Source organism: Flavonifractor porci, from assembly GCF_037572415.1.
Taxonomy (GTDB): Bacteria; Bacillota; Clostridia; order Oscillospirales; family Oscillospiraceae; genus Flavonifractor; species Flavonifractor porci.
Genome location: NZ_JBBHLB010000010.1, coordinates 80,435 through 104,375, shown reverse-complemented (window position 1 = coordinate 104,375; position 23,941 = coordinate 80,435). Strand labels below are relative to the sequence as shown.

Annotated in this window: 22 protein-coding genes; 2 read left to right on the top strand and 20 right to left on the bottom strand. The window is 60.6% G+C overall.

Translation table 11 applies throughout. The features are described 5' to 3' along the window. The 3 genes from dapF to glnA form a co-directional block, all read right to left on the bottom strand. Positions 1-795, bottom strand: coding sequence for a diaminopimelate epimerase (gene dapF / locus WHJ28_RS10480; RefSeq protein WP_340042074.1), 795 nt, complete (start codon positions 793-795; stop codon positions 1-3). Positions 796-888: 93 nt separating this feature from the next. Beyond that, positions 889-1,401 (bottom strand): ANTAR domain-containing response regulator, encoded by a 513-nt coding sequence (locus tag WHJ28_RS10475; protein WP_340042073.1) that lies wholly within the window; start codon positions 1,399-1,401, stop codon positions 889-891. 32 nt (positions 1,402-1,433) lie between these two features. Beyond that, on the bottom strand, positions 1,434-2,765 hold the full coding sequence (gene glnA / locus WHJ28_RS10470) for a type I glutamate--ammonia ligase (RefSeq protein ID WP_340042072.1): 1,332 nt from the start codon (positions 2,763-2,765) through the stop codon (positions 1,434-1,436). 328 nt (positions 2,766-3,093) lie between these two features. Between glnA and fumC the strand changes: the two genes are divergently transcribed. Beyond that, positions 3,094-4,458 (top strand): class II fumarate hydratase, encoded by a 1,365-nt coding sequence (gene fumC / locus WHJ28_RS10465; RefSeq protein ID WP_340042071.1) that lies wholly within the window; start codon positions 3,094-3,096, stop codon positions 4,456-4,458. An 18-nt stretch (positions 4,459-4,476) separates the two neighbouring features. Further along, entirely contained in the window at positions 4,477-5,646 is a 1,170-nt protein-coding gene (locus WHJ28_RS10460) for an NAD(P)-dependent malic enzyme (protein WP_340042070.1), read from the top strand. 74 nt (positions 5,647-5,720) lie between these two features. Here the strand turns inward: WHJ28_RS10460 and ftsZ are convergent, their stop codons facing one another. The 17 genes from ftsZ to uvrC form a co-directional block, all read right to left on the bottom strand. After that, complete coding sequence (ftsZ, locus tag WHJ28_RS10455) at positions 5,721-6,836, bottom strand: cell division protein FtsZ (RefSeq protein WP_340042069.1); 1,116 nt, start codon at positions 6,834-6,836, stop codon at positions 5,721-5,723. Between the two features lie 60 nt (positions 6,837-6,896). Continuing rightward, positions 6,897-7,286, bottom strand: a complete 390-nt coding sequence (locus WHJ28_RS10450) for a small basic family protein (RefSeq protein WP_340042068.1) — start codon at positions 7,284-7,286, stop codon at positions 6,897-6,899. Beyond that, on the bottom strand, positions 7,287-8,039 hold the full coding sequence (locus WHJ28_RS10445) for a DUF881 domain-containing protein (protein ID WP_340042067.1): 753 nt from the start codon (positions 8,037-8,039) through the stop codon (positions 7,287-7,289). A gap of 16 nt (positions 8,040-8,055) precedes the next feature. Further along, the gene (locus tag WHJ28_RS10440; RefSeq protein WP_340042066.1) at positions 8,056-8,967 is read right to left on the bottom strand and encodes a cell division protein FtsQ/DivIB; all 912 of its coding nucleotides are present in this window, start codon (positions 8,965-8,967) and stop codon (positions 8,056-8,058) included. 89 nt (positions 8,968-9,056) lie between these two features. Then, positions 9,057-10,304 (bottom strand): UDP-N-acetylglucosamine 1-carboxyvinyltransferase, encoded by a 1,248-nt coding sequence (gene murA / locus WHJ28_RS10435; protein ID WP_340042065.1) that lies wholly within the window; start codon positions 10,302-10,304, stop codon positions 9,057-9,059. Positions 10,305-10,367: 63 nt separating this feature from the next. Then, complete coding sequence (gene murG, locus WHJ28_RS10430; protein ID WP_340042064.1) at positions 10,368-11,501, bottom strand: undecaprenyldiphospho-muramoylpentapeptide beta-N-acetylglucosaminyltransferase; 1,134 nt, start codon at positions 11,499-11,501, stop codon at positions 10,368-10,370. A 243-nt stretch (positions 11,502-11,744) separates the two neighbouring features. Further along, positions 11,745-12,956, bottom strand: a complete 1,212-nt coding sequence (locus tag WHJ28_RS10425; protein ID WP_340042063.1) for an FtsW/RodA/SpoVE family cell cycle protein — start codon at positions 12,954-12,956, stop codon at positions 11,745-11,747. A 34-nt stretch (positions 12,957-12,990) separates the two neighbouring features. Continuing rightward, positions 12,991-13,971: a phospho-N-acetylmuramoyl-pentapeptide-transferase gene (gene mraY / locus WHJ28_RS10420; RefSeq protein ID WP_340042062.1), complete on the bottom strand. Its 981-nt coding sequence runs from the start codon at positions 13,969-13,971 to the stop codon at positions 12,991-12,993. A 96-nt stretch (positions 13,972-14,067) separates the two neighbouring features. Beyond that, complete coding sequence (locus WHJ28_RS10415; protein WP_340042096.1) at positions 14,068-15,531, bottom strand: UDP-N-acetylmuramoyl-L-alanyl-D-glutamate--2,6-diaminopimelate ligase; 1,464 nt, start codon at positions 15,529-15,531, stop codon at positions 14,068-14,070. A gap of 36 nt (positions 15,532-15,567) precedes the next feature. Beyond that, on the bottom strand, positions 15,568-18,012 hold the full coding sequence (locus WHJ28_RS10410) for a penicillin-binding transpeptidase domain-containing protein (protein ID WP_340042061.1): 2,445 nt from the start codon (positions 18,010-18,012) through the stop codon (positions 15,568-15,570). Between the two features lie 185 nt (positions 18,013-18,197). Next, positions 18,198-18,749, bottom strand: a complete 552-nt coding sequence (locus WHJ28_RS10405) for a hypothetical protein (RefSeq protein ID WP_340042060.1) — start codon at positions 18,747-18,749, stop codon at positions 18,198-18,200. A 36-nt stretch (positions 18,750-18,785) separates the two neighbouring features. Next, positions 18,786-19,736 carry a 16S rRNA (cytosine(1402)-N(4))-methyltransferase RsmH gene (gene rsmH, locus WHJ28_RS10400; protein WP_340042059.1) on the bottom strand — a complete coding sequence of 317 codons (951 nt, stop codon included), beginning with the start codon at positions 19,734-19,736 and terminating at the stop codon, positions 18,786-18,788. Position 19,737: 1 nt separating this feature from the next. Then, entirely contained in the window at positions 19,738-20,154 is a 417-nt protein-coding gene (gene mraZ, locus WHJ28_RS10395; protein ID WP_087188155.1) for a division/cell wall cluster transcriptional repressor MraZ, read from the bottom strand. A 327-nt stretch (positions 20,155-20,481) separates the two neighbouring features. Then, positions 20,482-20,991: a hypothetical protein gene (locus tag WHJ28_RS10390; protein WP_340042058.1), complete on the bottom strand. Its 510-nt coding sequence runs from the start codon at positions 20,989-20,991 to the stop codon at positions 20,482-20,484. Beyond that, complete coding sequence (gene coaD / locus WHJ28_RS10385) at positions 20,991-21,488, bottom strand: pantetheine-phosphate adenylyltransferase (protein WP_087188110.1); 498 nt, start codon at positions 21,486-21,488, stop codon at positions 20,991-20,993. Before coaD ends, WHJ28_RS10390 begins: the two co-directional genes overlap by 1 nt. Before the next feature lie 7 nt (positions 21,489-21,495). Continuing rightward, complete coding sequence (gene rsmD / locus WHJ28_RS10380; protein WP_087188109.1) at positions 21,496-22,053, bottom strand: 16S rRNA (guanine(966)-N(2))-methyltransferase RsmD; 558 nt, start codon at positions 22,051-22,053, stop codon at positions 21,496-21,498. Further along, positions 22,050-23,888, bottom strand: a complete 1,839-nt coding sequence (gene uvrC / locus WHJ28_RS10375; protein ID WP_340042057.1) for an excinuclease ABC subunit UvrC — start codon at positions 23,886-23,888, stop codon at positions 22,050-22,052. The genes rsmD and uvrC overlap by 4 nt, the downstream gene beginning before the upstream one ends. Positions 23,889-23,941: the final 53 nt, after the last annotated feature.

Sequence of the window (23,941 nt, the reverse complement as noted above, 5' to 3'; positions counted from 1 at the left end):
TTAAACTGGGTATTCTCCTTCAAAGACCGTATTGGCCGGTCCCGTCATCATCATTTCTCTCTCATCGTCCGGCCACTCCAGTTCCAGCACGCCGCCAGGAAGCTCCACAGCGGCTCGTCTGCCGCACTTTCCCTGAACCACCGCCGCCGCCAAGGCGGCGCAGGCCCCTGTACCGCAGGCCAGCGTTTCACCGCTGCCCCGCTCCCACACCCGCATAACCAGCCGGTCCGGGGCAACACAGCGGACAAACTCCGTGTTGACGCCCTGAGGAAAGGCGGCATGGTGCTCAAAACAGGGACCCAGCCGTTCCAGATCCAGCTCCTCCGGCTGGTCCACAAAGAGGACAGCGTGGGGGTTGCCCATGGACACCGGGGTAACCTGCCACCCACGGTCCCCCGCTGTCAGCTCCATGGCTGCCCCCACCTGAGGGCGGCCCATATTTACCCGGACCGCCTTTACCAGGCCGTCCTGAGTCAGCAGCTCCAGAGTACGCAGGCCACCGCCGGTCTCAATAGTCAGTTTCTTTTTATTGGTCAGCCTCTTGTCATAGACATACTTGCCCAGGCATCGGATGCCGTTGCCGCACATCTCTCCCTCTGAGCCGTCGGCGTTGAACATCCTCATTCGGAAGTCGGCCCCGTCCGAGGGACAGATACAAATGACGCCGTCGCTGCCCACACCGAAATGGCGGTCGCTCATCTGCCGGGCCAGAGCGGGCAGGTCCTCCGGCAGGCCCTCCAGACCGTTGAGATAGATATAGTCGTTGCCCAGGCCCTCCATCTTGGTAAAGCGCATATGCACCCTCCTGTCGTCGGAATATACAGCGGCGGCGGTCCTGTCCCGGACCGCCGCCGCGAGACTGCTTCGTCTCCTGCTATTTTATGCTTCTTACCGCCGGTCCAGAATCATCCGGGCCGCTCGAGCCAGCTTGACTCCAGCCGCCATACTCTTCTTCTGGAGCGCGCGGTGGGCCTCCTCCTCGCTGAGGCCCTCGGCCATCAGCCTGGCTTTGGCCTGGGCAATGCAGTCCCGTTCCTCCTGACTGCGCCCAAGGGGCTGGACCTGCGCCAGCAGCTCCTCCACCGCGCCCAGCAGCTCACTGCGGGACGCCGGGGCGCTCAGCCGCAGGATCTCCGGATTCTGCACCAGGTCCAGCTGACTCTGAGATGCCACCATCAGCATATGGCAGAAGGAGGGCAGATCCTCATACAGAAGCTCCGCCGGGCCGTCGGCAAATTTGTAGCCGCATACCACGGCGGGCACCTGCTGTTCATGGACAGTACGGCGCACCTGGTCGGCGGAGGTACACAGCAAACAGGCGGCGGTGCCTGACCGCTCCAGGATATCCCGGATGCGCTTGCCGTTCTGAAGGCCGGCAAAAGCCACGATCACCTTTTCCATATCCGGTCAATTCCGCTGGGGTGGACAGGCGATTAATAGTTGATGATGTATCTTTCCCGCTCCCAGGAGGACACACGGGTGCGGTACTCCTCCCACTCCTTCTTTTTGCCCTCCAGGTAGTTCTGAGCCACGTGGTCGCCCAGGGTATCCAGGATCAGCTGATCGGCCTCCAGGGCACGGATGGCCTCCTCCAGAGAGCCGGGCAGGGAGTCGATGCCGTGGGCCTTTCGGGTGGCGTCGTCCATGGCATAGATATTCTCGGTGATCTCGGCGGGAGGCGTGAGGCCCTTTTCGATGCCGTCCAGGCCGGCGGCCAGACACACAGCAAAGGCCAGATAGGGGTTGCAGGCCGGATCGGGGGAGCGCAGCTCCACACGGGTGGACTGGCCCCGGGAGGCAGGGATGCGGATGAGGGCGGAGCGGTTGGAGGCGGACCAGGCCAGGTAGCAGGGGGCCTCGTAGCCGGGCACCAGCCGCTTATAGGAGTTGACCAGGGGGTTGGTGATGGCGGCCATACCCTTCACATGGGCCAGGAGACCGGCAATGAAGGAGTAGGCCTCCTTGGACAGGCCCCGCTCGCCGTTGGGATCATAGAACACGTTCTTGCCGTTGCGGAAGAGGGACATATTGGTGTGCATACCGGAACCGGCCACGCCGTAGATGGGTTTGGGCATAAAGGTGGCGTGGAGGCCGTTCTTCTGGGCCAGGGTCTTGACCGCCAGCTTAAAGGTCATGATGTTGTCGGCGGCGTGGAGGGCCTCTTCATACTTGAAGTCGATCTCATGCTGGCCCTCCGCACACTCGTGGTGGGAAGCTTCGATCTCAAACTTCATAGCCTCCAGGGCCAGGCAGATCTCCCGGCGGGTAGACTCACCGTGGTCCAGGGGACCCAGGTCAAAGTAGCCGGCCTCATCGTTGGTCTTGGTGGTGGGCTTGCCCTCGTCATCGGTCTGGAAGAGGAAGAACTCGGCCTCGGGACCCACATTGAAGGCGTCAAAGCCCATATTTTTGGCTTTCTGCAGAACACGCTTAAGCACATAGCGGGGATCGCCGGCGAAGGGGCTGCCATCGGTATTATGCACATCGCAGATCAGCCGGGCCACCTTACCGTGATGGGGCTGCCAGGGAAACACCCGGTAGGATTTCAAATCCGGATAGAGGTACTGGTCGGACTCGTCGATACGGACAAAGCCCTCGATGGAGGAACCGTCAAACATACACTGATTGTTCACCGCCTTCTCGATCTGGGAGGCGGTAATAGCCACGTTTTTCAGCTGGCCGAAAATGTCGGTGAATTGCAGACGGATGAATTTCACATCCTCTTCCCGTACCATGCGGATGATATCTTCTTTGGAGTGCGGCATGACAGGGGCCCCTTTCTCTCATCAAAATCTGGATTCAGATAGCAAAGAAGGCGCTCCGCCCCCCTGGGCCGGAACGCCTTTGTTCACAACTGAAATTAGTATAAGTGCTTGCCCCGCTCCTGTCAAGGGAGTAGCCTACCAGAAAAAGATTTTTGTGGCAACGAGCAGGGAGGCCTGCTTTCGCCCCCTCTTCCTTGTGCGGACAGCACAAATCCGACACAAAAGGCCGTTCTCTCCAGGCGTCAGACTTTTATCCCGGCAGAAACTGTGCTAAAATGCAGGCATTAGAACAGCCCCGTCCACAGACGGAGAAAGGGATGGTCTACACATGGAATATCGGATCGAACGGGACAGCATGGGCGAGATGCAGGTGCCCGCCGACCGCTACTGGGGCGCTCAGACCCAGCGCAGCTGCCAGAACTTCAAAATCGGCACGGAGCGGATGCCTCAGGAGATCGTCCGTGCCTTTGGTATCCTGAAAAAGGCCGCTGCCATAGCCAACCACAGCCTGGGCAAGCTGGACGAGGAAAAGCTGAATGTGATCTCCCAGGCCTGTGATGAAGTGATCGCCGGTAAGCTGGACAGCCACTTCCCCCTGGTGGTATGGCAGACTGGAAGCGGCACCCAGTCCAACATGAACGTCAACGAGGTGGTGGCCAACCGGGGCAACGAACTGGCGGGCAAAAAGCTGCTCCACCCCAACGACCACGTGAATATGTCCCAGTCCTCCAACGACACCTTCCCCACCGCCATGCACATTGCCGCCGCGGTGGAACTGGAGGACAAGCTCTTCCCTGCTCTGGACGCCCTCATCTCCACCTTCAAGCGCTTGGAGGTGGAAAATCAGGATGTGGTGAAGAGCGGCCGCACCCATCTCCAGGACGCGGTTCCTATCACCGTGGCCCAGGAGATCAGCGGCTGGCGCTCCAGCCTGGAGAAGGACAAGGCCCTGCTGGAGCTGGCCCTGCCCGCGCTCCACGAGCTGGCCCTGGGCGGCACCGCCGTGGGAACCGGCCTCAATGCCCCCAAGGGCTTTGACGCCGCCGTGGCTCAGGCTGTGGGCCAGCTCACCGGCAAACCCTTTGTCACCTCCCCCAACAAGTTCCACGCCCTCACCAGCAAGGACGAACTGGTCTTTGCCCACGGTGGTCTGAAGGCCCTGGCCGCCGACCTGATGAAGATTGCCAACGACGTGCGCTGGCTGTCCTCCGGCCCCCGGTGCGGCCTGGGCGAGCTCCACATTCCCGAGAACGAGCCCGGCTCCTCCATCATGCCCGGCAAGGTCAACCCCACCCAGTGCGAGGCGGTGACCATGGTGGCCGTTCAGGTCATGGCCAACGATGTGGCGGTGGGTATGGCCGCCTCCCAGGGCAACTTTGAACTCAACGTATTTATGCCGGTGTGCATCTACAACTTCCTCCAGTCAGTGCGGCTGCTGGCCGACGCCATGGACTCCTTCAACCGCAACTGCGCCGTGGGCATCACCGCCAACCGGGACAAGTGCCGCCACAACCTGCACAACTCCCTTATGCTGGTCACCGCCCTCAACCCCTACATCGGCTACGACAACGCCGCCAAGACCGCCAAAAAGGCCCACGCCGAGGGGATCTCCCTGAAGGAGGCCTGTGTCAGCCTGGGCTTCCTCACGGCGGAGCGGTTTGACGAAGTGTTTCGTCCGGAAGAAATGGCATAAGAAAGAAGAGGCTTTTTTATGGACATCAATCAGCAAGCCCTGGATCTCCACTACCAGCTCCAGGGCAAGATCGAAGTAATCTCACGCCAACCCATCCAGACCCAGGAGGACCTGTCCCTGATGTACACCCCCGGCGTGGCAGAGCCCTGCCGGGTCATCGCCAAAGACTACGAGCAGTCCTTCCGCCTCACCCGCCGAAGCAATCTGGTGGCCGTCATCACCGACGGCTCCGCCGTGCTGGGTCTGGGAGACATCGGTCCCGCCGCCGGTATGCCGGTGATGGAGGGCAAGTGCGCCCTGTTCAAGGAGTTCGGCGGGGTGGACGCCTTCCCCATCTGCGTGGACACCAAGGATGTGGACAAGCTGGTGGAAACCATCGCCCTCATTTCCAAAAGCTTCGGCGGCATCAACCTGGAGGACATCGCCGCCCCCCGCTGCTTTGAGGTGGAGCGCCGCCTGAAAGAGGTGTGCGATATCCCCGTGTTCCACGATGACCAGCACGGCACTGCCATCGTGGTGGCCGCCGCTATGCTCAACGCCGCCAAAGTTACCGGCAAGGCTCTGGGCCAGATGAAGATCGTCATCAACGGCGCCGGAGCCGCCGGCATCGCCATCGGCAAGCTGCTTATCTCCATGGGCTTCGGCAACATCGTCATGTGCGACTTGGGCGGCATCATCTGCGAGGGGGACGAAGGCCTCAACGCCGGTCAGGAGGATATTTCCCACATCTCCAATCTAAACCGTGAGCACGGCACCCTGGCCGACGCCCTCAAGGGAGCCGACGCTTTCGTAGGCGTGTCCCGGCCCAACCTGGTCACCGCCGGGATGGTATCCACCATGAATCAGGGTATCGTCTTTGCCATGGCCAACCCCACCCCCGAGATCATGCCCGACGAGGCCAGGAAGGGCGGCGCCGCTGTTATCGGCACAGGCCGCTCCGACTTCCCTAACCAGATCAATAACGTGCTGGTATTCCCCGGCATCTTCAAGGGCGCCCTGGCCGTCCGGGCCAGGGAAATCACCGAGGGCATGAAGATCCGGGCCGCCAAGGCCCTGGCCGCCCTGGTGAGAGACGACCAGCTCACCGCCGAGTATATCCTGCCCTCCGCCCTGGACAAGACCGTGGCCGACGCTGTGGCCGACGCCGTGGCCCAGGAGGCCAGAGAGCAGGGCATCGCCCGCATCTGAGCGCTTTTCAAACAGAAAACCCCCGTTCCGCCAAAGCGGAACGGGGGTGTTTTGTCTGTTCGTCAGCCGCGTGCTCAGCGGTTGCGGTTGAAGATCTTGAAGATATCGTCGAAGGGATCGTCCTCCGCGGGAGCGGCGGGCGCTTCCTGACCGGCAGCGGACTGCTGATCAGGCTGGGCCACAGCCTTCTTCTCCGCAGCGGCGGTGAAGGGCTTGTTGGGCATGGCACCCTCCAGCTCCTCAAAGCCGGTAGCAATGACGGTGACCCGGATCTCGTCCTCCAGGGTGTCGTCGAATGCTGCGCCGAAGATGATGAGGGCGTCGGGATGGGCGGCCTGCTGCACCAGGTTGGCAGCGGTCTCCACTTCCTCCAGGCCGATGTCCACGGAGCCGGTAACATTGACCAGCACGCCCTTGGCGCCGTTGATGGAGGTCTCCAGCAGGGGGCTGGAAATGGCCATCTTGGCGGCCTCCTCGGCCTTGTTCTTGCCGGCGGCCCGGCCAACGCCCATGTGAGCCATACCGGCATTCTGCATGACGGCGGTCACGTCGGCGAAGTCCAGGTTGATGAAGCCGGTGTTCTTGATCAGGTCGGAGATGGACTGCACCGCCTGGCGCAGCACGTCATCGGCGATCTCGAAGGCATTCTGGAAGGTGATCTTCTGATCGGTGGCAAACTTCAGCCGCTCGTTGGGGATGATCACCAGGCTGTCCACCCGGGTGCGCAGCTCCTCGATGCCCTTTTCCGCCTGCATCATGCGCCGGCGACCCTCAAAGTTGAAGGGCTTGGTGACCACGCCCACGGTGAGGATACCCATCTCCTTGGCGATATCAGCCACGATGGGAGCCGCGCCTGTGCCGGTGCCGCCGCCCATACCGGCGGTGATGAACACCATGTCGGCGTCCTCCAGGGCCTTGGAAACCGCGTTACGGCTCTCCTCGGCGGACTTACGGCCCACCTCGGGGTCGCTGCCCGCGCCCTGGCCGCCGGTGAGCTTCTCACCGATCTGAATCTTAAAGGTCGCGCTGGAAACGGCAAGCGCCTGCTTGTCCGTATTCACAGCGATAAAATCAACACCCTTGGTCCCGGTCTTTACCATCCGGTTGACTACGTTGTTGCCGCCGCCGCCGACACCGATCACCTTGATCGTGACCACATTATCCGGCCCGGTGTCCAGTCCAAACGCCATAACTGCTCCTCCTATGTAGAACGTATTCGTGAAAAACACACGTAGAAGAGGAAGGACCTGTTATCTTTGGTCCTCCTCATGGGAAGATACTATATCTAGTTGATTTATTGTATCTCTCTTTTGCTTCGAGGTCAATAGTTCCCGCCGGATTTTAGCAAAGTTTTGGAACATACGGGTGCCGAAGACCACCACTGCCGCCAGGTACAGAGGAATGCCCAATTTCTGCCCCAGCCAGGTAAGAAAAGCGGCAATAGCGGCGTTTCCGATGGTGCCCGACAGGAACACCGACAGCCGGAACTGTTTTTCCAGCCGGGCGCAGTAACCGCCCAGGGCCGAGTCCAGTGCCGCCAGCAGTCCGGCGGCCACATAGAGGGAATATTGACTGGGAATGGTCCAGGGCACCAGAATGCCCACCAGCAAACCCACCAGCAAACCGATCAATTCCAGCATTTACTCTCCCCCCTCTTCACGCTCCGGCACCACAGTGTGGGCATATTGATACTCCACAGTACCGCTGTACTTGGGGATAAGCAGCAGATCGCTGGCCGTCACCTTCACGGAAATCCCCCACTGGCTCAGTACATCCACCACGCCGTTGCGCATGGTGAGGGCATTGTACAGGGTATCCGGGTCTCCGATGGCAAAGATCACATAGGGGGCGGCGTACCGCCGGCCGTTCACCGTCACCACTGCGCCGGTGCAACGGATCTCGCTGTTGGCCAGCAGACGCTCCCCGTTGAGGGAGATGGCCTCCGCCCCGGCGGAGCGCAGCTCGTTGACCACCGACAGCAGGTCATTGTCGTGAATGAGATAGTTGGCCTCGTCGCCGGTCACATTGCTCTGGGCGGAGTCCTCCAGGATCACAGTGACTCCCGGTCCCTCCACGTCGGTGCGGCCGGCAGTGATCTCCAGCTGCTCCAGTTCCTTTCGCAGGGCCTCGCTGCCCCCGTCGCCGGAGGCCGCCTGGTCCCGGTAAATGGCCAGTTCGCCTTGCAGCTGGGCCACCTGATCCTCCAGGGCATCGTTCTGCTTGCTCTGCTCGTTGTACAGCTCCTGCAGGGTCTCCAGGCGGCTGGCATTGGCGGCGTCCGCCGCGCCGGTGAGCTGGACCGTCCGCAGCTGTGCCGCCAACAGATAGCCCACGATGATGCACACCACCACCACGGCGAATTCGCCTTTGTTGCGTCGTTTCTTTTCTGCCATGAAATACTCCTTGCTGTTATTGCTCCGGCGCCTGTTCCGGTACCGTGGGCGTATGGGAAGGCTGGGCCGGCTCCTCCGGCGGAGTTGTGGTCCCCGGCTGCTGCGCAGGCTCTGTGGGGACCTCCAGGGGACTCCAACCCTCAGGCAACCACCGTTCCGGCAGCAGATGGATCTTCCGCTCATCATAGTTCTGGTCCAGGGTACCTGTCCGGGGCAGCCCCCGCTTATCCATGGTCTCCAGAGCCAGCTTCAGTTCATAGGTCTCTTCATCAAAGTCACCGTTTATGGGGAAGATCACCGTCAGATTCTCACCATAGCCGAAACGGATCTCATTGCCGGAGGACAGGTCAATAAAGTGCTTCAGACTGCCTGTCATCACCCGGCCCCGAATGGCCTTCAAAAAGGCCTGTAGACGCTCCAGCTTGTCCTGCTGCTCAGGGGCCACGGTGAGCAGGTTCCCCACCGTTGGGTTTACTGGATCCAGACCCAGCACCTGGGGCTTGCCCCGGACCAGAGCGGCGTCCCCCACCTCCAGCAGCTTACATTTGTCGTCCAGCAGCCAGTAGCCGCCGCCGCTCTCCACCCAGGCCACCCCGGTACTCTCCGTCACCTCAAAGATCAGGGTATCGGGCAGCTTGCGGCTGATGGCCACATCATCCACATAGGGCAGCTGAGTCAAGATCCGGTCGGCGATCTGGTACTTGTTCAACGTGAACAGGTTGTCCCCTTTTTCCACGCCGGCAGCCGACAGGATCTCCTCCTGGGTATAGCGGGAATTGCCTGCCACCACCATGGTATTCACTCGAAAAAAGATGATGCAGCCTACCAAAATGGCGGCAAAGATGAGCAGAATGGACAGCAGCTTATAGAGGACGCCAAAGCGCCCCCGATTCCGCCGCCGTCTTTTTCTGTTCCGTCTTGCCGCCATTGTGCTGTTCTCCTGTTCTTTTTTCTCCATCCTCGCACAGAATGGTTGATTCTTTGATAAGAAATTCTTACAATTTTCTCAAACTTATCTCACACCCGCCGGATCTGAGCCCCCAGCCGCTGTAAATCATATTCCAGAGACTGATAGCCCCGGTCGATGTGGTGCAAACCTGTAACGGTGGTGGTACCCTCCGCCCCCAGAGCGGCCACCGCCAGGGCGGCCCCGCCCCGCAGGTCGGAGGCCATAACGGTGGCGCCGTGGAGCCGGGACACCCCGTACACCACCGCCACCCGGCCTTCCACCCGGATATCCGCCCCCATGCGGATGAGTTCATCCACATGGCGGTAGCGGCTTTCAAACATATTCTCCACAAAAACCGTGCAGCCGGTCCCCCCTGCCAGGGCCGCCATCAGAGGGGCCTGAGCGTCGGTGGGAAAGCCGGGATAGGGCGCCGTCCGCACCGGACGTACCCCTTTCAGCACACCGTCACTTCCAAGGCAGATCCGGTCCGCCTCACTGTGTACCTGGCAGCCGGCCTCCTTCAGCACCGCCGTCACCGTGGACAGGGTGCGCCAGTCCACACCGGTCACCTCCACGTTGCCTCCCGCGGCGGCAGCTGCCGCCAGATAGGTGGCGGCCACGATCCGGTCACCCATCACCCGGTAGGCCCCACCGTGAAGAGGGAGCCCCCCTTCCACCGTGATGACCGAGCTGCCCGCTCCCCGGACCCGGGCGCCCAGGGCCTGCAAAAAGCCCTGAAGGTCCACGATCTCCGGTTCCCGGGCGGCGTTGGTGATGGTCGTGGTTCCCTGAGCGCACACCGCTGCCAGCATGGCGTTCTCGGTGGCTCCCACACTGGGCAGGGACAGGACGATATCCGCACCCCGCAGCTGCCCGGAACAGGAAAGTCCCCCTTCCCGGTCCTCCACCCTGCCCCCCAGGGCACGGATGGCGGCCAGATGCAGGTCGATGGGGCGGGGTCCCAGCTCACAGCCGCCGGGCGCACACAGCCGCGCCTGTCCCATCCGCCCCAGGATGGCCCCCAAAAAGATGACGGAGGAACGCATCTCCCGCATCAGAGCGTCGGGCACGTCCCAGCGGCTGGGCGCGGAGGCGTCCACCACCACGCCGTCCCCCTGCCATTCCGCCCTGCAGCCCAGATGGCGCAGGATGGCCAGCGAGGCCTCCACATCGGAAAGGCGGGGACAATTCTGGATCATGCAGGCCCCCGGAGCCAACAGACAGGCGGCCAGGATGGGCAGCACGCTGTTCTTTGCCCCGTGGACCATCACGGAACCCTCCAGCGGCCGACCCCCTTCTATCACGTATGCACTCATAGCTTCCATCCTCCGCATTCAGGATTTATGTACGCCATCCTATGCGTCCGATGGAAGGCCGGTTCATTTTGCCCGCTTTTCCAGCAATTCCTTCAGAGTCTGGTAGATTTTTTCCGCCGCGTCGGGAGAACCCATCTCCCGCAATGCCCGGCTCATCTTCTCCCGGCGGTCCGGGTCAGCCAGCAGCTGATTGACCAAATCATAGAGCTTCTCACCGCTGGACTCGCTCTCGGGCAGCAGCACCGCTCCGCCGGCGTTGGCCAGCACCCGGGCGTTCTTGGTCTGATGGTCGGCCACCACGTTGGGAGAGGGCACCAGCACCGCCGGCCGGGCGATGGCGGTAAGCTCCGCGATGGTGGAGGCCCCGGCCCGGCAGAGCACCAGGTCGGCCGCCGCCATCACCAGAGGCATATCATAGATGTACTGCCGCACCTCCACGCCGGGATACTGAGCCAGGTCAATGCCCTGCTCTTTCAAACCGGCCAGGACCTGCTCATAGTTGCGGCCCGCGCCGTGGATGTGCCGCCAGGGCGCGCCCGCCCGGCACTCCCGGACGATACAGTCGGTGATCTGCTCGTTCATCACCTTGGCACCCAGGCTGCCCCACACCGATACCACCAAGGGCCGGTCATCGGTAAAGCCCAGCTTTCCCCGGGCCTCCTTCCGGTTGCAGCGGAAAAAGTCCTCCCGGACTGGGGTGCCGGTCACCACCACCTTGGAGGGGTCGTCATAGTGGCTGCGGCTCTCCTCAAAGCCCACCATCACCGCGTCCACCACCTTGGACAGGGTCTTGGTGGTAAGGCCGGGAACGGCGTTGGATTCGTGGACGGCGGTGGGGATTCCACGGGCTGCCGCCGCGTTGACCACAGGGTAGGAGGCGTAGCCGCCGGTACCCACCACCAGGTCGGGCCGGAACCGGTCCAGAATGGCGTTGGCCTGCTTCTTGGATTTATTCATATTCAGCAGGGTCTTGATGTTATGGCCGATGGCCGCCGGGGTGATGGACCGCTGGAAATTGGTGATGGTCACCGTCTGGATCTCATAACCCTCCTTGGGCACCAGCCGGGTCTCCATACCGCCGTCGGCTCCCACAAAGAGCACCTGGCAACCCGGATTGCGTGCCTGGAACATCTGGGCCAGAGCCACCGCCGGATTTACATGACCCGCGGTACCGCCGCAGGTAAAGAGGATTTTCATGCCTGTCTTTCCCTCCTCACAAAGGGCAAAAGAAATTAGAAATCCGTCATTCCGGGAATTCACTTTCCGGAATGACACCTTAACCCGCGCCACAGGGCGCGAAACCGGGGGTATCGAGCCAAGTCGCCGGCCTTGCCGGCACGCAGACTCGTATCCAGGGGTCGGAAGCGCCGGGGGCGCTTCCGATAGAAATCCAAATGGAATCACCGCAGACACCATGGGATACCCCCTGGACTTTTCTTTCTATTCTTGTTTGGGCGCGGGTATTTGTCGTGACACTGACAGCACCATACCCATCTCCGCCAACTGGATCATCAATGCCGTGCCTCCATAGCTGAAGAAGGGCAAGGAGATGCCGGTGGAGGGGATCAGGTTGGTGACCACAGAGATGTTTAGAAAGACCTGTACAGCCGTCAGGGTGGTAATTCCCACCACCAGCAGAGCACCGAAGCGATCCCGGGCATGGACAGCGATCCAATAGCCCCGGATCACCAGAAGAATAAAGAGGATAATCACAATAGCTGCCCCTACAAAGCCCATCTCCTCGCACCAGATGGAGAAGATATAGTCGTTTTCCGACTCGGGCAGGTAGAGGAACTTCTGGCGGCTCTTGCCGAAGCCCACGCCCAGCAGGCCGCCGGAGCCAATGGCATAGAGGGACTGAATGATCTGGAAGCCCTTGTCCCGACCATTCATTCCGTCGTTCCACGGGTCCTTCCAGATAGCCAGACGGGTAGCCATGTAACTGGTCTGGGTCATGATGAAGAAGAGGCCCGCTGCCGCCACGGCGCCGCCGCCAATAAACCAATACAGTTTGATACCGGCGGCAAAGAGCACCGACGCACCGCCCACCAGCACCAGGATGGTACCCGACATATGAGGCTCCATCAGCATCAGTATGGCCACCAGGCCCAGGATGAGAAAATAGGGAATTGGTTCCAGGACCCCCTTTTCATCCAGCCAGGCGTAGAGGCCGCTGAGGGGGTGACGGGGAGGCAGTCGCTTGTGCTTCTCCGTATTCCGTTTGGACAGGCGGGCGGCAAAATACATGATGACGCCCACCTTGGCGATCTCAGAGGGCTGGAAACCGCCGATGATCGGTAGACTGATCCACCGCTGGGCGCCTACGGTGCTTCGGCCGTAGCCGAAGGGGAGCACCAGCACCAGAAGAACGATGGAGATGGCCAGTACAAAGATGGACAGTCCCCGGAAGGTCTGATAGTTGATCTTGGAGATCAGAAACATGGCCACCAGACCCACCGCGCCAAATCCAGCCTGCTTGATAAAATAGTTGGCCGGATTCAGGCCCTCGTTCATGGCGGTGGGATAGGAGGCTGAGAACACCGCGATCACACCGATGGCGGTAAGGATCACTACCAGCATCAGAAAGGGGATATCAATGGGCCCCCGGGCCAGCTGCTGCATCACCGTCAGGTCGCGTCTGCGTTTTACCATGTCCTGTCACCTCCTGTATGACGATGCAAGGGGTTCAGCGGTATATAACCCCCCAGAATGCCAGCGCGCACATCACCAGAGTGATCCCGGTGAATACGCAGAACAGTTTGACCTCGCTCCAACCGCCCATCTCCAGATGGTGGTGAAGGGGGGCCATGCGGAAGATCCGCTTGCCGTGGGTCAGCTTGAAGTATCCGACCTGTATAATGTCGGACAAAGTTTCCGCAATGTAGATGATACCCACCAGGATGAGCACCAGAGGGATATCCAGAGCAAAAGCCAGACCGCACACCGCGCCGCCCAGGAAAAGGGAGCCGGTATCGCCCATGAACACCTTGGCGGGGTGGAAATTGTAGATCAGGAAGCCGGCCAGGCCGCCCAGCAGAGCGCCGGAGAAAATGCCCAGCTCATAGTGCCCCCACCAGCAGGCCACGGCGGTGAAGAAAAGCATCACCGGCATGGTAACGCCGCTGGCCAGACCGTCGATGCCGTCGGTGATGTTGACGGCATTGACGCATCCCACCATAACAAAGGCGGCAAAGACCATATACACCGGCCAGGGGATGGACAAGGTCACGTTGAAGAAGGGAATGTACAGATCGGGGGTCAGATAACCGAAGTTCCGCATGAGTACGGTAAACAGGATGGCTGCCGCCAGCTGCAAAATAAACTTCTGAGGGGCGGTCAGGCCGGTGTTCTGCTTCTTTTTTACCTTAAAATAGTCGTCAATATAGCCGATGATGCCAAACACCAGGGCAAAGACCAGAACAAATCCGCCGCCGAATTTCCCGGCGGCAAAGTCCTGCCAGCTCAGGGCGGCCACCGCCACAATGGCGGCGATGATGAACATGAGCCCACCCATGGTGGGGGTACCCTGTTTGGACATATGCCAGGTGGGGCCGATCTCCTTGATGGACTGGCCGGCCTTCATGCGCCGCAGCACCGGGATAAGCACCCGCCCCGCCAGGGCGGCCACCACAAACCCGATCAGGCAGCTGATGACGATCCTCAACATCTCTTTTGCAACCTCCAAAGCCTTTACAGCTCAAATTTTGTCCGTTCCAAATGGACCAACGTGGTATTCTATCACAGACTGTCCCTGGTTTCCACTCTAAAATGCAACAAACTTCTGCCGTTCTTTGGTGAAAAAGGCGGCCACTTCCTCCCTCTCATCCAGATGGTACTGCACACCGCCGATCTCCTGATAGGTCTCATGGCCTTTGCCTGCCAGTACCACCGTATCCCCGGCCCGGGCCAGAGAGAGGGCCATGGCAATGGCCCGCCGCCGGTCAGGCTCCACATGGCGCTCCGCTCCGGCGTCTTGCATCCCCTTCAGGATGTCGTCGATAATGGCCCGAGGCGCCTCGGTACGGGGGTTGTCAGAGGTGACCACTGCCACATCGGCCAGCTGTCCGGCGATGGCTCCCATCTGGGGACGCTTGGACCGGTCCCGGTCGCCGCCGCAGCCGAACAGACAGATCACCCGGCCTTTGGTAAAGTCCCGGACGGTGGTGAGAATATTCTCCAGTGCGTCAGGGGTATGGGCATAGTCGACGAGCACCGTGTAGTCCGCCGGCACCGGCACCACCTCGATGCGGCCCTTCACTCCCCTGGCATTGGCCAGAGAGGATGCGATCTGTCCCAGAGGCAGGCCCAGGGTCAGGCCGCAGGAAATGACGCCCAGGGCATTGTAAATGGTAAAGCCCCCGGGGATGGGCAGACGGACCCGGGCAATGGCGTCCATGGTCACCGCCTCAAATTCCACCCGGTCGGGGAAAAGCCGCAGATTTTTGGCGGTGAGGCCGGCCTCGTCCCGACACTCGGAATAGGTAAAGGCGGGACAGGAAACATTTTCAGCATAATACCGCCCTGCCTCGTCGTCCAGGTTGAGCACAGCCACATCGCACTGGCGGAACAGCAGGCCCTTGGCCTGCCGATAGGCCTCCATGGTTTTGTGGAAGTCCAGATGGTCCTGGGTCAGATTGGTGAAGATGCCCGCTGCAAACCGGATACCGTCCAGCCGATGGAGCACCAGGGCGTGGGAGGAGGCCTCCATCACCACATGGCTGCATCCGGCATCCGCCATCTCCCGCAGCAGCTTCTGCACCTCCCAGGACTCCGGAGTGGTTCGGTGGGCGGGCAGGACCTCCTGGCCGATCATATTCTGGTTGGTACCGATGAGGCCGACTTTAGCCCCCAGCACCCCCTCCAGCATGGCTTTCAGCAGATAGGTGGTGGTAGTCTTGCCATTGGTGCCGGTGACGGCCAGCACCGTCAGTTCCTCCGCCGGGTGGCCGAACCAGTTGGCGGACACCGCTGCCAGGGCCGCCCTTGGATCCTCCGTTACCAGCCATGGGCCCTCTTCCGCCGGGGGACGGCGGCACAGTATGGCCGCCGCCCCCTGATCCAGCGCCTGCTGAATATACTTATGGCCGTCGGTTTTGTAGCCCGGCAGGGCCACAAAGAGGCAGCCGGAGATCATATCTCGGGTGTCATAGCAGATGCCTGAAATTTCCACATCCTGGACGTGACGGGCAGTGAACTTCACACCCGCCAGTACCTCATTCAGCTTCATGCTCACACCCCGCTTTCTTCCCCGCTGGGAAAGTAATTACAGCCCGTCGCCGCTGGCTGTGGAGTCGGTAAAGCGCACCTCGATGGTGGTGCCCCGGTCCACACTGGCGCCTGCCTGAGTAGACTGTTCATAGGCCACCACGGTGGAGCCGAACTCAGAGGCGCCGCTGGCCTTCAGGTAAAGGCCTTGGGCAGCCAGCTTCTGCTTGGCCTGCTCCACATTGAGGCCGATCACATTGGGTACCTGCACCTGACCGGTGGGTACCTCGGCCCCCATATAGACCACCACTTCGCTGCCGCCGGGGATGGATGCTCCCTTGGCCGGGATCTGGCCGGTGACAGTATCGCCGTCGCCCACCACCCGGATGGACAAATTGTTCTTCTTCAGGGACGTGGTGGCATCAGCCAGATTCAGGCCGGTCAGGTTGGGCACCATGACGTCGGCAGTAGCCGAGTAGCTCTTCTCCACGCCCAGATAGTCCAGGATCTTTTCCATCAGCTCGCCGGCCTTGAGGGCAGCCATGTTACCGCCGCTGATGTACCATTTGTCCTCCGTGTAGTTGGAGCCGGGGCTCACTGGCTTGGGGCTGTCGTAGGCCAGCAGGATGACGATCTGGGGATCGTCCGCCGGAGCAAAGCCCAGGAAGGAAACGATGGTGTGATCCACACCCTTCAGGGTCTGGGAGGAACCGGTCTTGCCGCCAATCCGGTAGCCTTCCACGGCGGCGTTTTTACCCGTACCGCCGTCCACCACCTTCTCCAGAATAGCCCGGCACCGCTCGCTGGTCTTCTCGCTGATGACCTGCCGCACCTCGGTGGGGTCGGTGTGCTGAAGCACGTTGCCGTTAGCGTCGGTCACCTGGCTTACTACATAAGGCTGCATCAGGTGGCCGCCGTTGACCACAGCGGAAGCGGCAGTGATGAGCTGCAGCGGGGTGACCTGGAAGCGCTGACCGAAGGAGGCCACCGCCAGGTCCACGTTGGTAAAGTCGTCCCGGTCCCAGACATACTGGCCGCCGCCGCTGGCCTCGCCCTGCATATCGATGCCGGTGGGGCCAAGGAAACCAAAGTCCTCCAGATAGTCATAGAACTTCTCCGCCCCCAGCCGTCTGCCGATTTCGATAAAGGCCGGGTTACAGGAGTTGGCCACCGCTTTGGCCAGATCCTGATCGCCGTGGCCGTCACGCTTGGAACAGCGGATGGGCGCACCGGTCCAGCCGTCCACCTGGGCCACACCGCTGCAATAGAAGTGGTCGCTCTCGGTAACCACACCCTCCTCCAGGGCTGCGGCCAGCACCATGGACTTAAAGGTGGAGCCCGGCTCGTAGGAGCTGGTTACCGCCTTATTCTCCCACTGGGTATACAGAACGTTCTTCTCCGCTTCCTGAATCGCCTTGTCATAGGCCTCCTGGGTACTGGCCCCCTCTTCCAGCGCCTTTCGGTAGGCCTCCTCCTTGGTGTAGTTACCGCTCTTCACGTCTTCCAGGTACTGGAGGAGCACCGGGTCGCTCACCGTCCAGGGATCATTCAGATCGTAGGCAGGGGAATTGGCCCAGCCCAGAATAGCCCCGGTATTGGGATCCATGGCAATACAGAATCCGCCGTCCTGCACATCAAACTGCTCCACGCCCTCTTTCAGGATGCTTTCGCAGTAGGACTGGATGGTGGCGTCGATGGTGAGGGTCAAATTGTTGCCGTCTGTGGCATCGTAGTAGTCCTCGAAGCGGTAAAGCAGTTCGGTGCCCACACCGTCCTTGGCTGTGACCACCCGGCCTGTCTGGCCGGACAGCTCCTCCTCAAACTGTGCCTCCAGGCCGTAGGCGCCCACATTATCCAGATTGGGATTGACCCAGCCGATCACCTGGGCCGCCAGGCTTCCCTTGGGGTAGTACCGCTTGCTGGTTGGCATCAGGTAGATACCGTGGGACAGATGATTCTCCGTGATAAACGCCTGGACCGCCTCCGACTCTTCAGGTTCAACGCGGTACTTGATGATCTCATACTGGGAGTTCTTGTTCTCCAGATGCTTCATCACATCCTCAACTTTCAGATTCAGGATGGACGCCAGGTTCTCCGCCACAAACTGATCGGTGGGTTCCGGGTAGTCAGGCAGCTTGCCGCCCTTCTCCTGGGCGTCCTCCACCTTCTCCCGATAGGTCTCCTGAGTCTCCAACAGATCCTTGGGGGAGAGCTGCACATTGTATACCGTGGCGCTCATGGCCAGCACGGCCCCCTGGCTGTCATAAATGGTACCCCGGTTAGCGGTGACGGTGCTGTCTCTGGTTTGCTGCTGCACCGCCAGCTCCTGATAGTGGTCATGCTGGCTGATCTGGATCTGCCACAGCTTGAAGAACAGCGGGATAAACACCACCAGTCCGAACAGCACCATCAGGAACAGGCTGCGGATGAGAATGGTGCGGTTGGCCCGCTGGTCCGGCCGCTGCCGAACGATTCGAGTGCCTTTCTTTCTTTTTTCTGCCATTTCCGGCTCACCTCGCTTGGGATCATACAGCACTTGTATGCTGCTCCACGGCTTGAAATACCGCAGGAGGGCGTAAGAAAATTTCTTTTCTTACGCCCTCTCTCACTCACTTGCTGACTTCTGTTATGGGCGTCTCACAGCCGCCCGATTTCTTTTCTGCCCGCTGATGCAGTATATGGCGCTCATCAACTAAAATATTCCACAATCTCCGTAAAGATGGAACGCATACTTTCCACAGCCCCATCCAGGCCGGTGGCCTCTTCCTCCTGCTGGAAGTAAGTCACGGCGTCAGGCTCAGACAGGTCCACATAGATGACCTGACCATTCTGGGGCTTGACCATAGCGCCGCTGTCCGTCAGGTTCTTCTCAATACTCTCCAGGTCGTAGGCCAGCTCATACTGGGCACGCAGCTTGGCCTCCTCCGTTTTCAGTCCGGTCAGATCGGACCGCAGGCTTACCACCTGATCAGAAATCACCGCCAGCTGTACATAGCTGAACAACAGCAGCACTGCGAAAACCAGCACCGCCAGGAAACCCACCACGGCAAAGGGAGAGACGATACCCGCCTCCCGTACCCGGACCTTGGGACGGACCACCGCCCGCTCCCGGGGACGGACCAGTGGACGGGGACGCAGGACCTCTTCCTGCTCCAGCTGCCGGGCCGCGGAGCCGTCATACATGGGGAAAGGGATGGTGTCATATTTGGAATATTTTCTGCGCTTCACGGCAGTTGCCATGGCTGCTCCACTCCATTCTCATTCGTAAATCTGCCGTTATCTCTCTCTCAGCTTTTCCGCCACCCGCAGTTTGGCGCTGCGGGCACGGGGATTCTCTTCCAGTTCTTCCGGACCGGATACAATGGGCTTCCGGGTGACCAATTTGATCTGGGGCTTTTTCCCGCACACACAAACCGGGAAATCCGGGGGGCAGGTACAACCCTTGGCGTACTCTGCCAGACCGTTCTTCACAATCCGATCCTCCAGGGAGTGGAAGGAGATCACCGCCAGCCGGCCGCCAGCATTGAGGCGGGGCACCGCGGAGCGCACCATTTTGTCCACCGAGCCCAGCTCGTCGTTGACCGCGATGCGGATGGCCTGAAAAGACCGCTTGGCAGGGTGCTGCTTCTCCCGCAGGGCGGAGGCGGGCATAGCTCCCTTGATGATGTCCACCAATTCCAGGGTGGTCTCCACCGGCTTTTTCTCCCGGGCGCGCACAATGGCCCCTGCAATGGCGGAAGAATAACGCTCCTCGCCGTACTGCCACAGGATGCGCCGCAATTCTTCCTGGGGCCACTCATTCACCACGGTGCGGGCGGTCAGCCCGTCGGACTGGTCCATCCGCATATCCAGCGGCGCGTCCGCCATATAGGAGAAGCCTCTGGACCCGTCGTCCAACTGGGGAGAGGACACGCCCAGGTCGAAAAGCATTCCGTCCACGCCCTCCAGACCCAGCTTATCCAGAATGGCGTCCAGTTCGCAGAAGTTGCTGTGGACCAAGGTGACCTTGTCCCGCCACTGGGCCAGCCGCTCCTCCGCCGCGTCCAGGGCCGCCTGGTCCCGGTCCACACAGATCAGCCTGCCGCTGGTCAGCCGCCTGACGATCTCCCGGCTGTGGCCCGCCCGGCCCAGGGTGCCGTCCAGATAAATACCATCCGGCCGGATATTCAGCGCTTCCATACATTCCGCCAGCAGCACCGGCTTGTGAGAAAATCCCGTTTCACTCATCTCAGAACCCCAGCATCTCCATACAGGCGGACATCTTCTCCGGCGTCATTTCTTCCTCTTCCTGGGCCTGCCAGGCATCGGCACTCCAGATCTCAGCCCGGTCGTTGACGCCGATGATAACCACATCCTTGTCCAGTCCGGCATACTTCCGCAGCTTCTGGGGAATGACAATGCGGCCCTGACTGTCCAGCTCGCACTTGGCGGCATTGGCAAAGAGGGGACGCATGGCCTTGGACTGGCTCATGGGAAGGGAAGAAAATTTTTCTGTAAACCGGTCCCAGGTGGACTGAGGATAGATGGCCAGACAGGCATCCACGCCCATAGCCAGATAGAAGGTGACCCCCAGTTCCTCCCTCAGTTTCGCAGGAATGAAAAGGCGTCCCTTGCCGTCGATGCTATGCTCGTAGGTACCGGTCACGCCCTTCACTTCCCTCCACTTTAGTGTTTTTGAGCGGGGTTTTCCCCCATTTTGCTCCACCGTCCCCTTCAGTATAAAGGTTCTGTAACGGAATTGCAATAGTTTTTTACTCTTTTTTAACCCCCAAACCCCCTGTTTTTTATACGAAAGTCGCGCTTTTTTGCATCAAAAACATACGTTCGACTCCTTTTCGTTTCCAATCGGCAGCAAAAAGCACCATACCTGGTGGTATGGTGCAAAAAAAATCACAATTTTATCGTATTATGTAAATAGGATAATGGAAAAAAACAGCTCCCCGCCGCAGTGGGGCAGGGAGCCGTTTTGCTGTTATTCGTCGGCCTCAGCGTCGTAGGGCTGGCGGCTGTTCTGGGGGGCGCTGCCCCCGGCCACCGCCCGGAACCGGGCGCGGGACTTTTTGATCTCGTCGTAGGCCTCGGCCACCGCCTCCTCGGTGCGGCGGAGGGCGTCCTCACAGTAGTCGTTGGCCGCCTTCCGCAGGTCGCGGCTGCGTTCCTCGGCCGTACGCATCATCTCGTTGGCCTTCTGCTTGGTCTGGGCCAGCAGTTCGTTCTCAGACACCATCTGGCGGGCCTGCTCCTCAGCCTGCTTGCGGATGAGCTCGGCCTCCCGCTTGGCGGAATTGATATAGTCGGTACGGGCGGCGATCAGCTTCTTGGCCTCGCTGAGCTCCATGGGGAACTGGCCCCTCACTTCATCCAGCAGATCCAGAGCCTTGTCCCGCTCCAGAATGCACTTATCGCTGCTCAGGGGCATATTTTTAGCGTCTTCAATCATCTCATAGAGCATATCCAGTAATTCTTCCACACCGGTGGCCATCAGCGATCCCTCCCGCTTTCGATTTTTTGCCGGACATCCTCGATGATCTCACGGGGAAGAAAGTCCGACAGATCCGCTCCGTAGCGGGCCATTTCCTTCACCACGCTGGAGCTGACATAGGTATATTTGGCGCTGGACGGCAAAAACATGGTCTCCAGCCTGGGATTGAGTTTCCGATTGATCAGGGCCATCTGCAGCTCATTCTCATAGTCGGATACTGCCCGCAGACCCTTCACCAGGGTACAGGCCTTCTTCTGCCGGGCGTATTCCGCCAGCAGAGTAGAGGAGCAGTCCACCTCCACGTTTGGCAGCTTGGCCACCACCTTGCGGATGAGCTCTGTCCGCTCCTCCGGGGTGAAGAGACCCCGGTTCACCTTCTCCGAGTTCACCAGCACGCAGACGATGAGCCGGTCAAAGCAGACGGCTGCCCGCTTGATAATATTGAGATGCCCCAGCGTGATGGGGTCAAAGCTGCCGGGGTAGATGGCTGTCTTCATAAGGGCTTCACATCCTGTTGCCGACGGTACGGTGATAGAGGGTGAGTTTGATCTTGCCGTAGCGGTACTCCCGGCCCTTCTCGTAGGGGCCTTCCAGCTCCGGCAGCACCGACTCGGCGGCGCTTTCGCAGACTATTATACCATTTTCCGTCATGATGTCAATCTTGGCGATGGTCTCCAGGGCCTTTTCCAGCATACCGGTGCCGTAAGGCGGGTCCAGGAACACCAGGTCGAATTTCTCCCGGCAGCCGGTGAGAAAAGCCAGATAATCCCCCTGGATCACCTTGGCACTGTCCGCCAGCTTGGTGTGAGCCAAATTCTCCCGCACCACCGCCGCCGCTTCCCGCCGCAGATCCACGAAGGTGCAGAAGGCCGCCCCCCGGGACAGAGCCTCGATGCCCATCTGGCCGGTGCCGGCAAACAGGTCCAGCACCTGCCGGCCCTCGATATCAAACTGAACGATATTGAACACCGATTCCTTCACCTTGTCGGTGGTAGGCCGGGTCTCCAGACCGGGCAGCTCCTTCAGCTTACGGCCCCGGGCAATTCCGGTGATCACTCTCATGTGGGTCCTTCCCCTTTCGGATGAAAATAGTCAAATACCGCCTGAGCGGCGTTCTTGGGCACCACCTCCGCCAACTGGGCCTGGGTGGCTTCCTTGATTTTCTTAATGCTTTTGAAGTGTTTGAGCAGGTCGCTCCGCCGCTTCTCCCCCACGCCGGGGATCTGGTCCAGCACCGAGCCTTTCACCCGCTGGTTCTGCTGCTGACGGTGGAACTCGATGGCAAAGCGGTGGGTCTCCTCCTGGATCTGGCCGATGAGGGAGAAGATGGCCTGGTTGCCCTGGATGCCGATCTCCCGGCCCTCCGGCGTCACCAGGGCCCGGGTACGGTGGCGGTCGTCCTTCACCATACCGAAGATGGGGATGGACAGTCCCAGCGTCTCCAGCACCTTCACCGCCACATTGGCGTGGTTGACGCCGCCGTCGATGAGCAGCAGGTCGGGCTTGTCCGCGAATTTCTCGTCCCCGTCCAGGTAGCGCTTGAACCGCCGTGTCAGCACCTGCTCCATGGAGGCATAGTCGTCGGGACCATCCATGTCCTTCAGCTTGAAGTGGCGGTAATCCCGCTTCAGAGGACGGGCGTTCACATACACCACCATGGAGGCCACGATGTCGTCGGCGCCCTGGTTGGAAATGTCGTAGGACTCGATACGCCGGGGCGGGGCCTCCAGGTCCAGCATCTTCCCCAGCAGCTCCATCAGCTTGCTCTGCCGCTCCTCCCGTGTGGTCCAGCGCTCCACTTCCTCTACCGCGTTCTTGTTGGCCAGACGGATCAGGTCCATCTTGGCTCCCCGCTGGGGGGTAACCAGCTCCACCTTGCGGCCAGCATCCTCGGACAGCATCCGCATCAGAGGCACCTCGTCCTCCAACTCACAGGGCAGCAGGATCTGCCGGGGCAGGTTTCCCCGGCCTCCATAGTATTGCCGTACCAGGGCGGACAAAATGTCCGCATTTTCCTCCTCTATGGGGGTGTCGATCAGGTCCCAGTCCTTGGCGGCCAGCTCGCCCTCCACAAAGTGGAGCACCACAAAGCAGCTCTTGGTGGCCTCCCCCTTATGGAAGCCCACCACGTCGGTGTCGGCCAGGGAGCCGGCCACCACCTTCTGCCGCTTGCCCAGCAGCTCGATGGCTTTATAGCGGTCCCGCAGCTCGGCGGCCTTTTCAAAGCGCAGCTCCTCGGCGGCCAGCTCCATCTCCGCCTTCAGCTCGTCCCCCACTTCCTGGAATTTACCCTCCAGCAGGCGGACGGCCTGGTCGATGGCCTCCCGGTAGCGGCTCTGGTCCATATCCTTGCGGCAATAGCCGTCGCACTGGCCCATGTGATAGTTGAGGCAGGGCCGCTCCTTGCCGATGTCCCTGGGGAACTTCTTGTTGCAGGAGGGCAGGCGTAAGGCCACCCGCAGGGCGTCGATGATGTTCTGGGTATTGCCCCGGCTGCCGTAGGGGCCGAAGTACCGGGCCCCGTCCTCCGCCGCCTTGTTGGCCAGGGAGAATTTAGGGTACTCCTCCTTCACCGTCAGACGGATGTAGGGGTAGCCCTTGTCGTCCTTGAGCAGGATGTTGTACCGGGGCTGGTGGCGCTTGATGAGGGAGTTTTCCAGCACCAGGGCCTCAAACTCCGAGTCGGCCACGATAACATCAAAGTGGTCGATCTGGCTTACCATGGCCCGGGTCTTTTCGGTGTGGGAGGCCAGGTTGGCAAAGTATTGGCTGACCCGGTTTTTCAGGGCCTTGGCCTTGCCCACGTAGATGACCACATTTTTGGCGTCCTGCATGATATATACGCCCGGCTTCAGCGGCAGGGCATGGGCTTTTTCTTTCAGTTCATCGAAGGTCATAATAGAAGCTACAGGCCCTCCTCTCTGCCAGACTTATCATGCCCTGCCGCTGG

Bases quoted from the DNA above. Each gene is read 5' to 3' on its own strand.
- WHJ28_RS10390 (WP_340042058.1), bottom strand. From the start codon at position 20,991: ATGGCCACCGGTGTGGAAGAATTACTGGATATGCTCTATGAGATGATT.
- WHJ28_RS10440 (WP_340042066.1), bottom strand. From the start codon at position 8,967: ATGGCGGCAAGACGGAACAGAAAAAGACGGCGGCGGAATCGGGGGCGC.
- fumC (WP_340042071.1), top strand. From the start codon at position 3,094: ATGGAATATCGGATCGAACGGGACAGCATGGGCGAGATGCAGGTGCCC.
- WHJ28_RS10460 (WP_340042070.1), top strand. From the start codon at position 4,477: ATGGACATCAATCAGCAAGCCCTGGATCTCCACTACCAGCTCCAGGGC.
- coaD (WP_087188110.1), bottom strand. From the start codon at position 21,488: ATGAAGACAGCCATCTACCCCGGCAGCTTTGACCCCATCACGCTGGGG.
- uvrC (WP_340042057.1), bottom strand. From the start codon at position 23,888: ATGACCTTCGATGAACTGAAAGAAAAAGCCCATGCCCTGCCGCTGAAG.
- rsmH (WP_340042059.1), bottom strand. From the start codon at position 19,736: ATGAGTGAAACGGGATTTTCTCACAAGCCGGTGCTGCTGGCGGAATGT.
- WHJ28_RS10410 (WP_340042061.1), bottom strand. From the start codon at position 18,012: ATGGCAGAAAAAAGAAAGAAAGGCACTCGAATCGTTCGGCAGCGGCCG.
- WHJ28_RS10445 (WP_340042067.1), bottom strand. From the start codon at position 8,039: ATGGCAGAAAAGAAACGACGCAACAAAGGCGAATTCGCCGTGGTGGTG.
- WHJ28_RS10450 (WP_340042068.1), bottom strand. From the start codon at position 7,286: ATGCTGGAATTGATCGGTTTGCTGGTGGGTTTGCTGGTGGGCATTCTG.
- WHJ28_RS10405 (WP_340042060.1), bottom strand. From the start codon at position 18,749: ATGGCAACTGCCGTGAAGCGCAGAAAATATTCCAAATATGACACCATC.
- glnA (WP_340042072.1), bottom strand. From the start codon at position 2,765: ATGCCGCACTCCAAAGAAGATATCATCCGCATGGTACGGGAAGAGGAT.
- WHJ28_RS10475 (WP_340042073.1), bottom strand. From the start codon at position 1,401: ATGGAAAAGGTGATCGTGGCTTTTGCCGGCCTTCAGAACGGCAAGCGC.
- mraY (WP_340042062.1), bottom strand. From the start codon at position 13,971: ATGTTGAGGATCGTCATCAGCTGCCTGATCGGGTTTGTGGTGGCCGCC.
- ftsZ (WP_340042069.1), bottom strand. From the start codon at position 6,836: ATGGCGTTTGGACTGGACACCGGGCCGGATAATGTGGTCACGATCAAG.
- dapF (WP_340042074.1), bottom strand. From the start codon at position 795: ATGCGCTTTACCAAGATGGAGGGCCTGGGCAACGACTATATCTATCTC.
- murA (WP_340042065.1), bottom strand. From the start codon at position 10,304: ATGAGTGCATACGTGATAGAAGGGGGTCGGCCGCTGGAGGGTTCCGTG.
- murG (WP_340042064.1), bottom strand. From the start codon at position 11,501: ATGAAAATCCTCTTTACCTGCGGCGGTACCGCGGGTCATGTAAATCCG.
- WHJ28_RS10415 (WP_340042096.1), bottom strand. From the start codon at position 15,531: ATGAAGCTGAATGAGGTACTGGCGGGTGTGAAGTTCACTGCCCGTCAC.
- rsmD (WP_087188109.1), bottom strand. From the start codon at position 22,053: ATGAGAGTGATCACCGGAATTGCCCGGGGCCGTAAGCTGAAGGAGCTG.
- WHJ28_RS10425 (WP_340042063.1), bottom strand. From the start codon at position 12,956: ATGGTAAAACGCAGACGCGACCTGACGGTGATGCAGCAGCTGGCCCGG.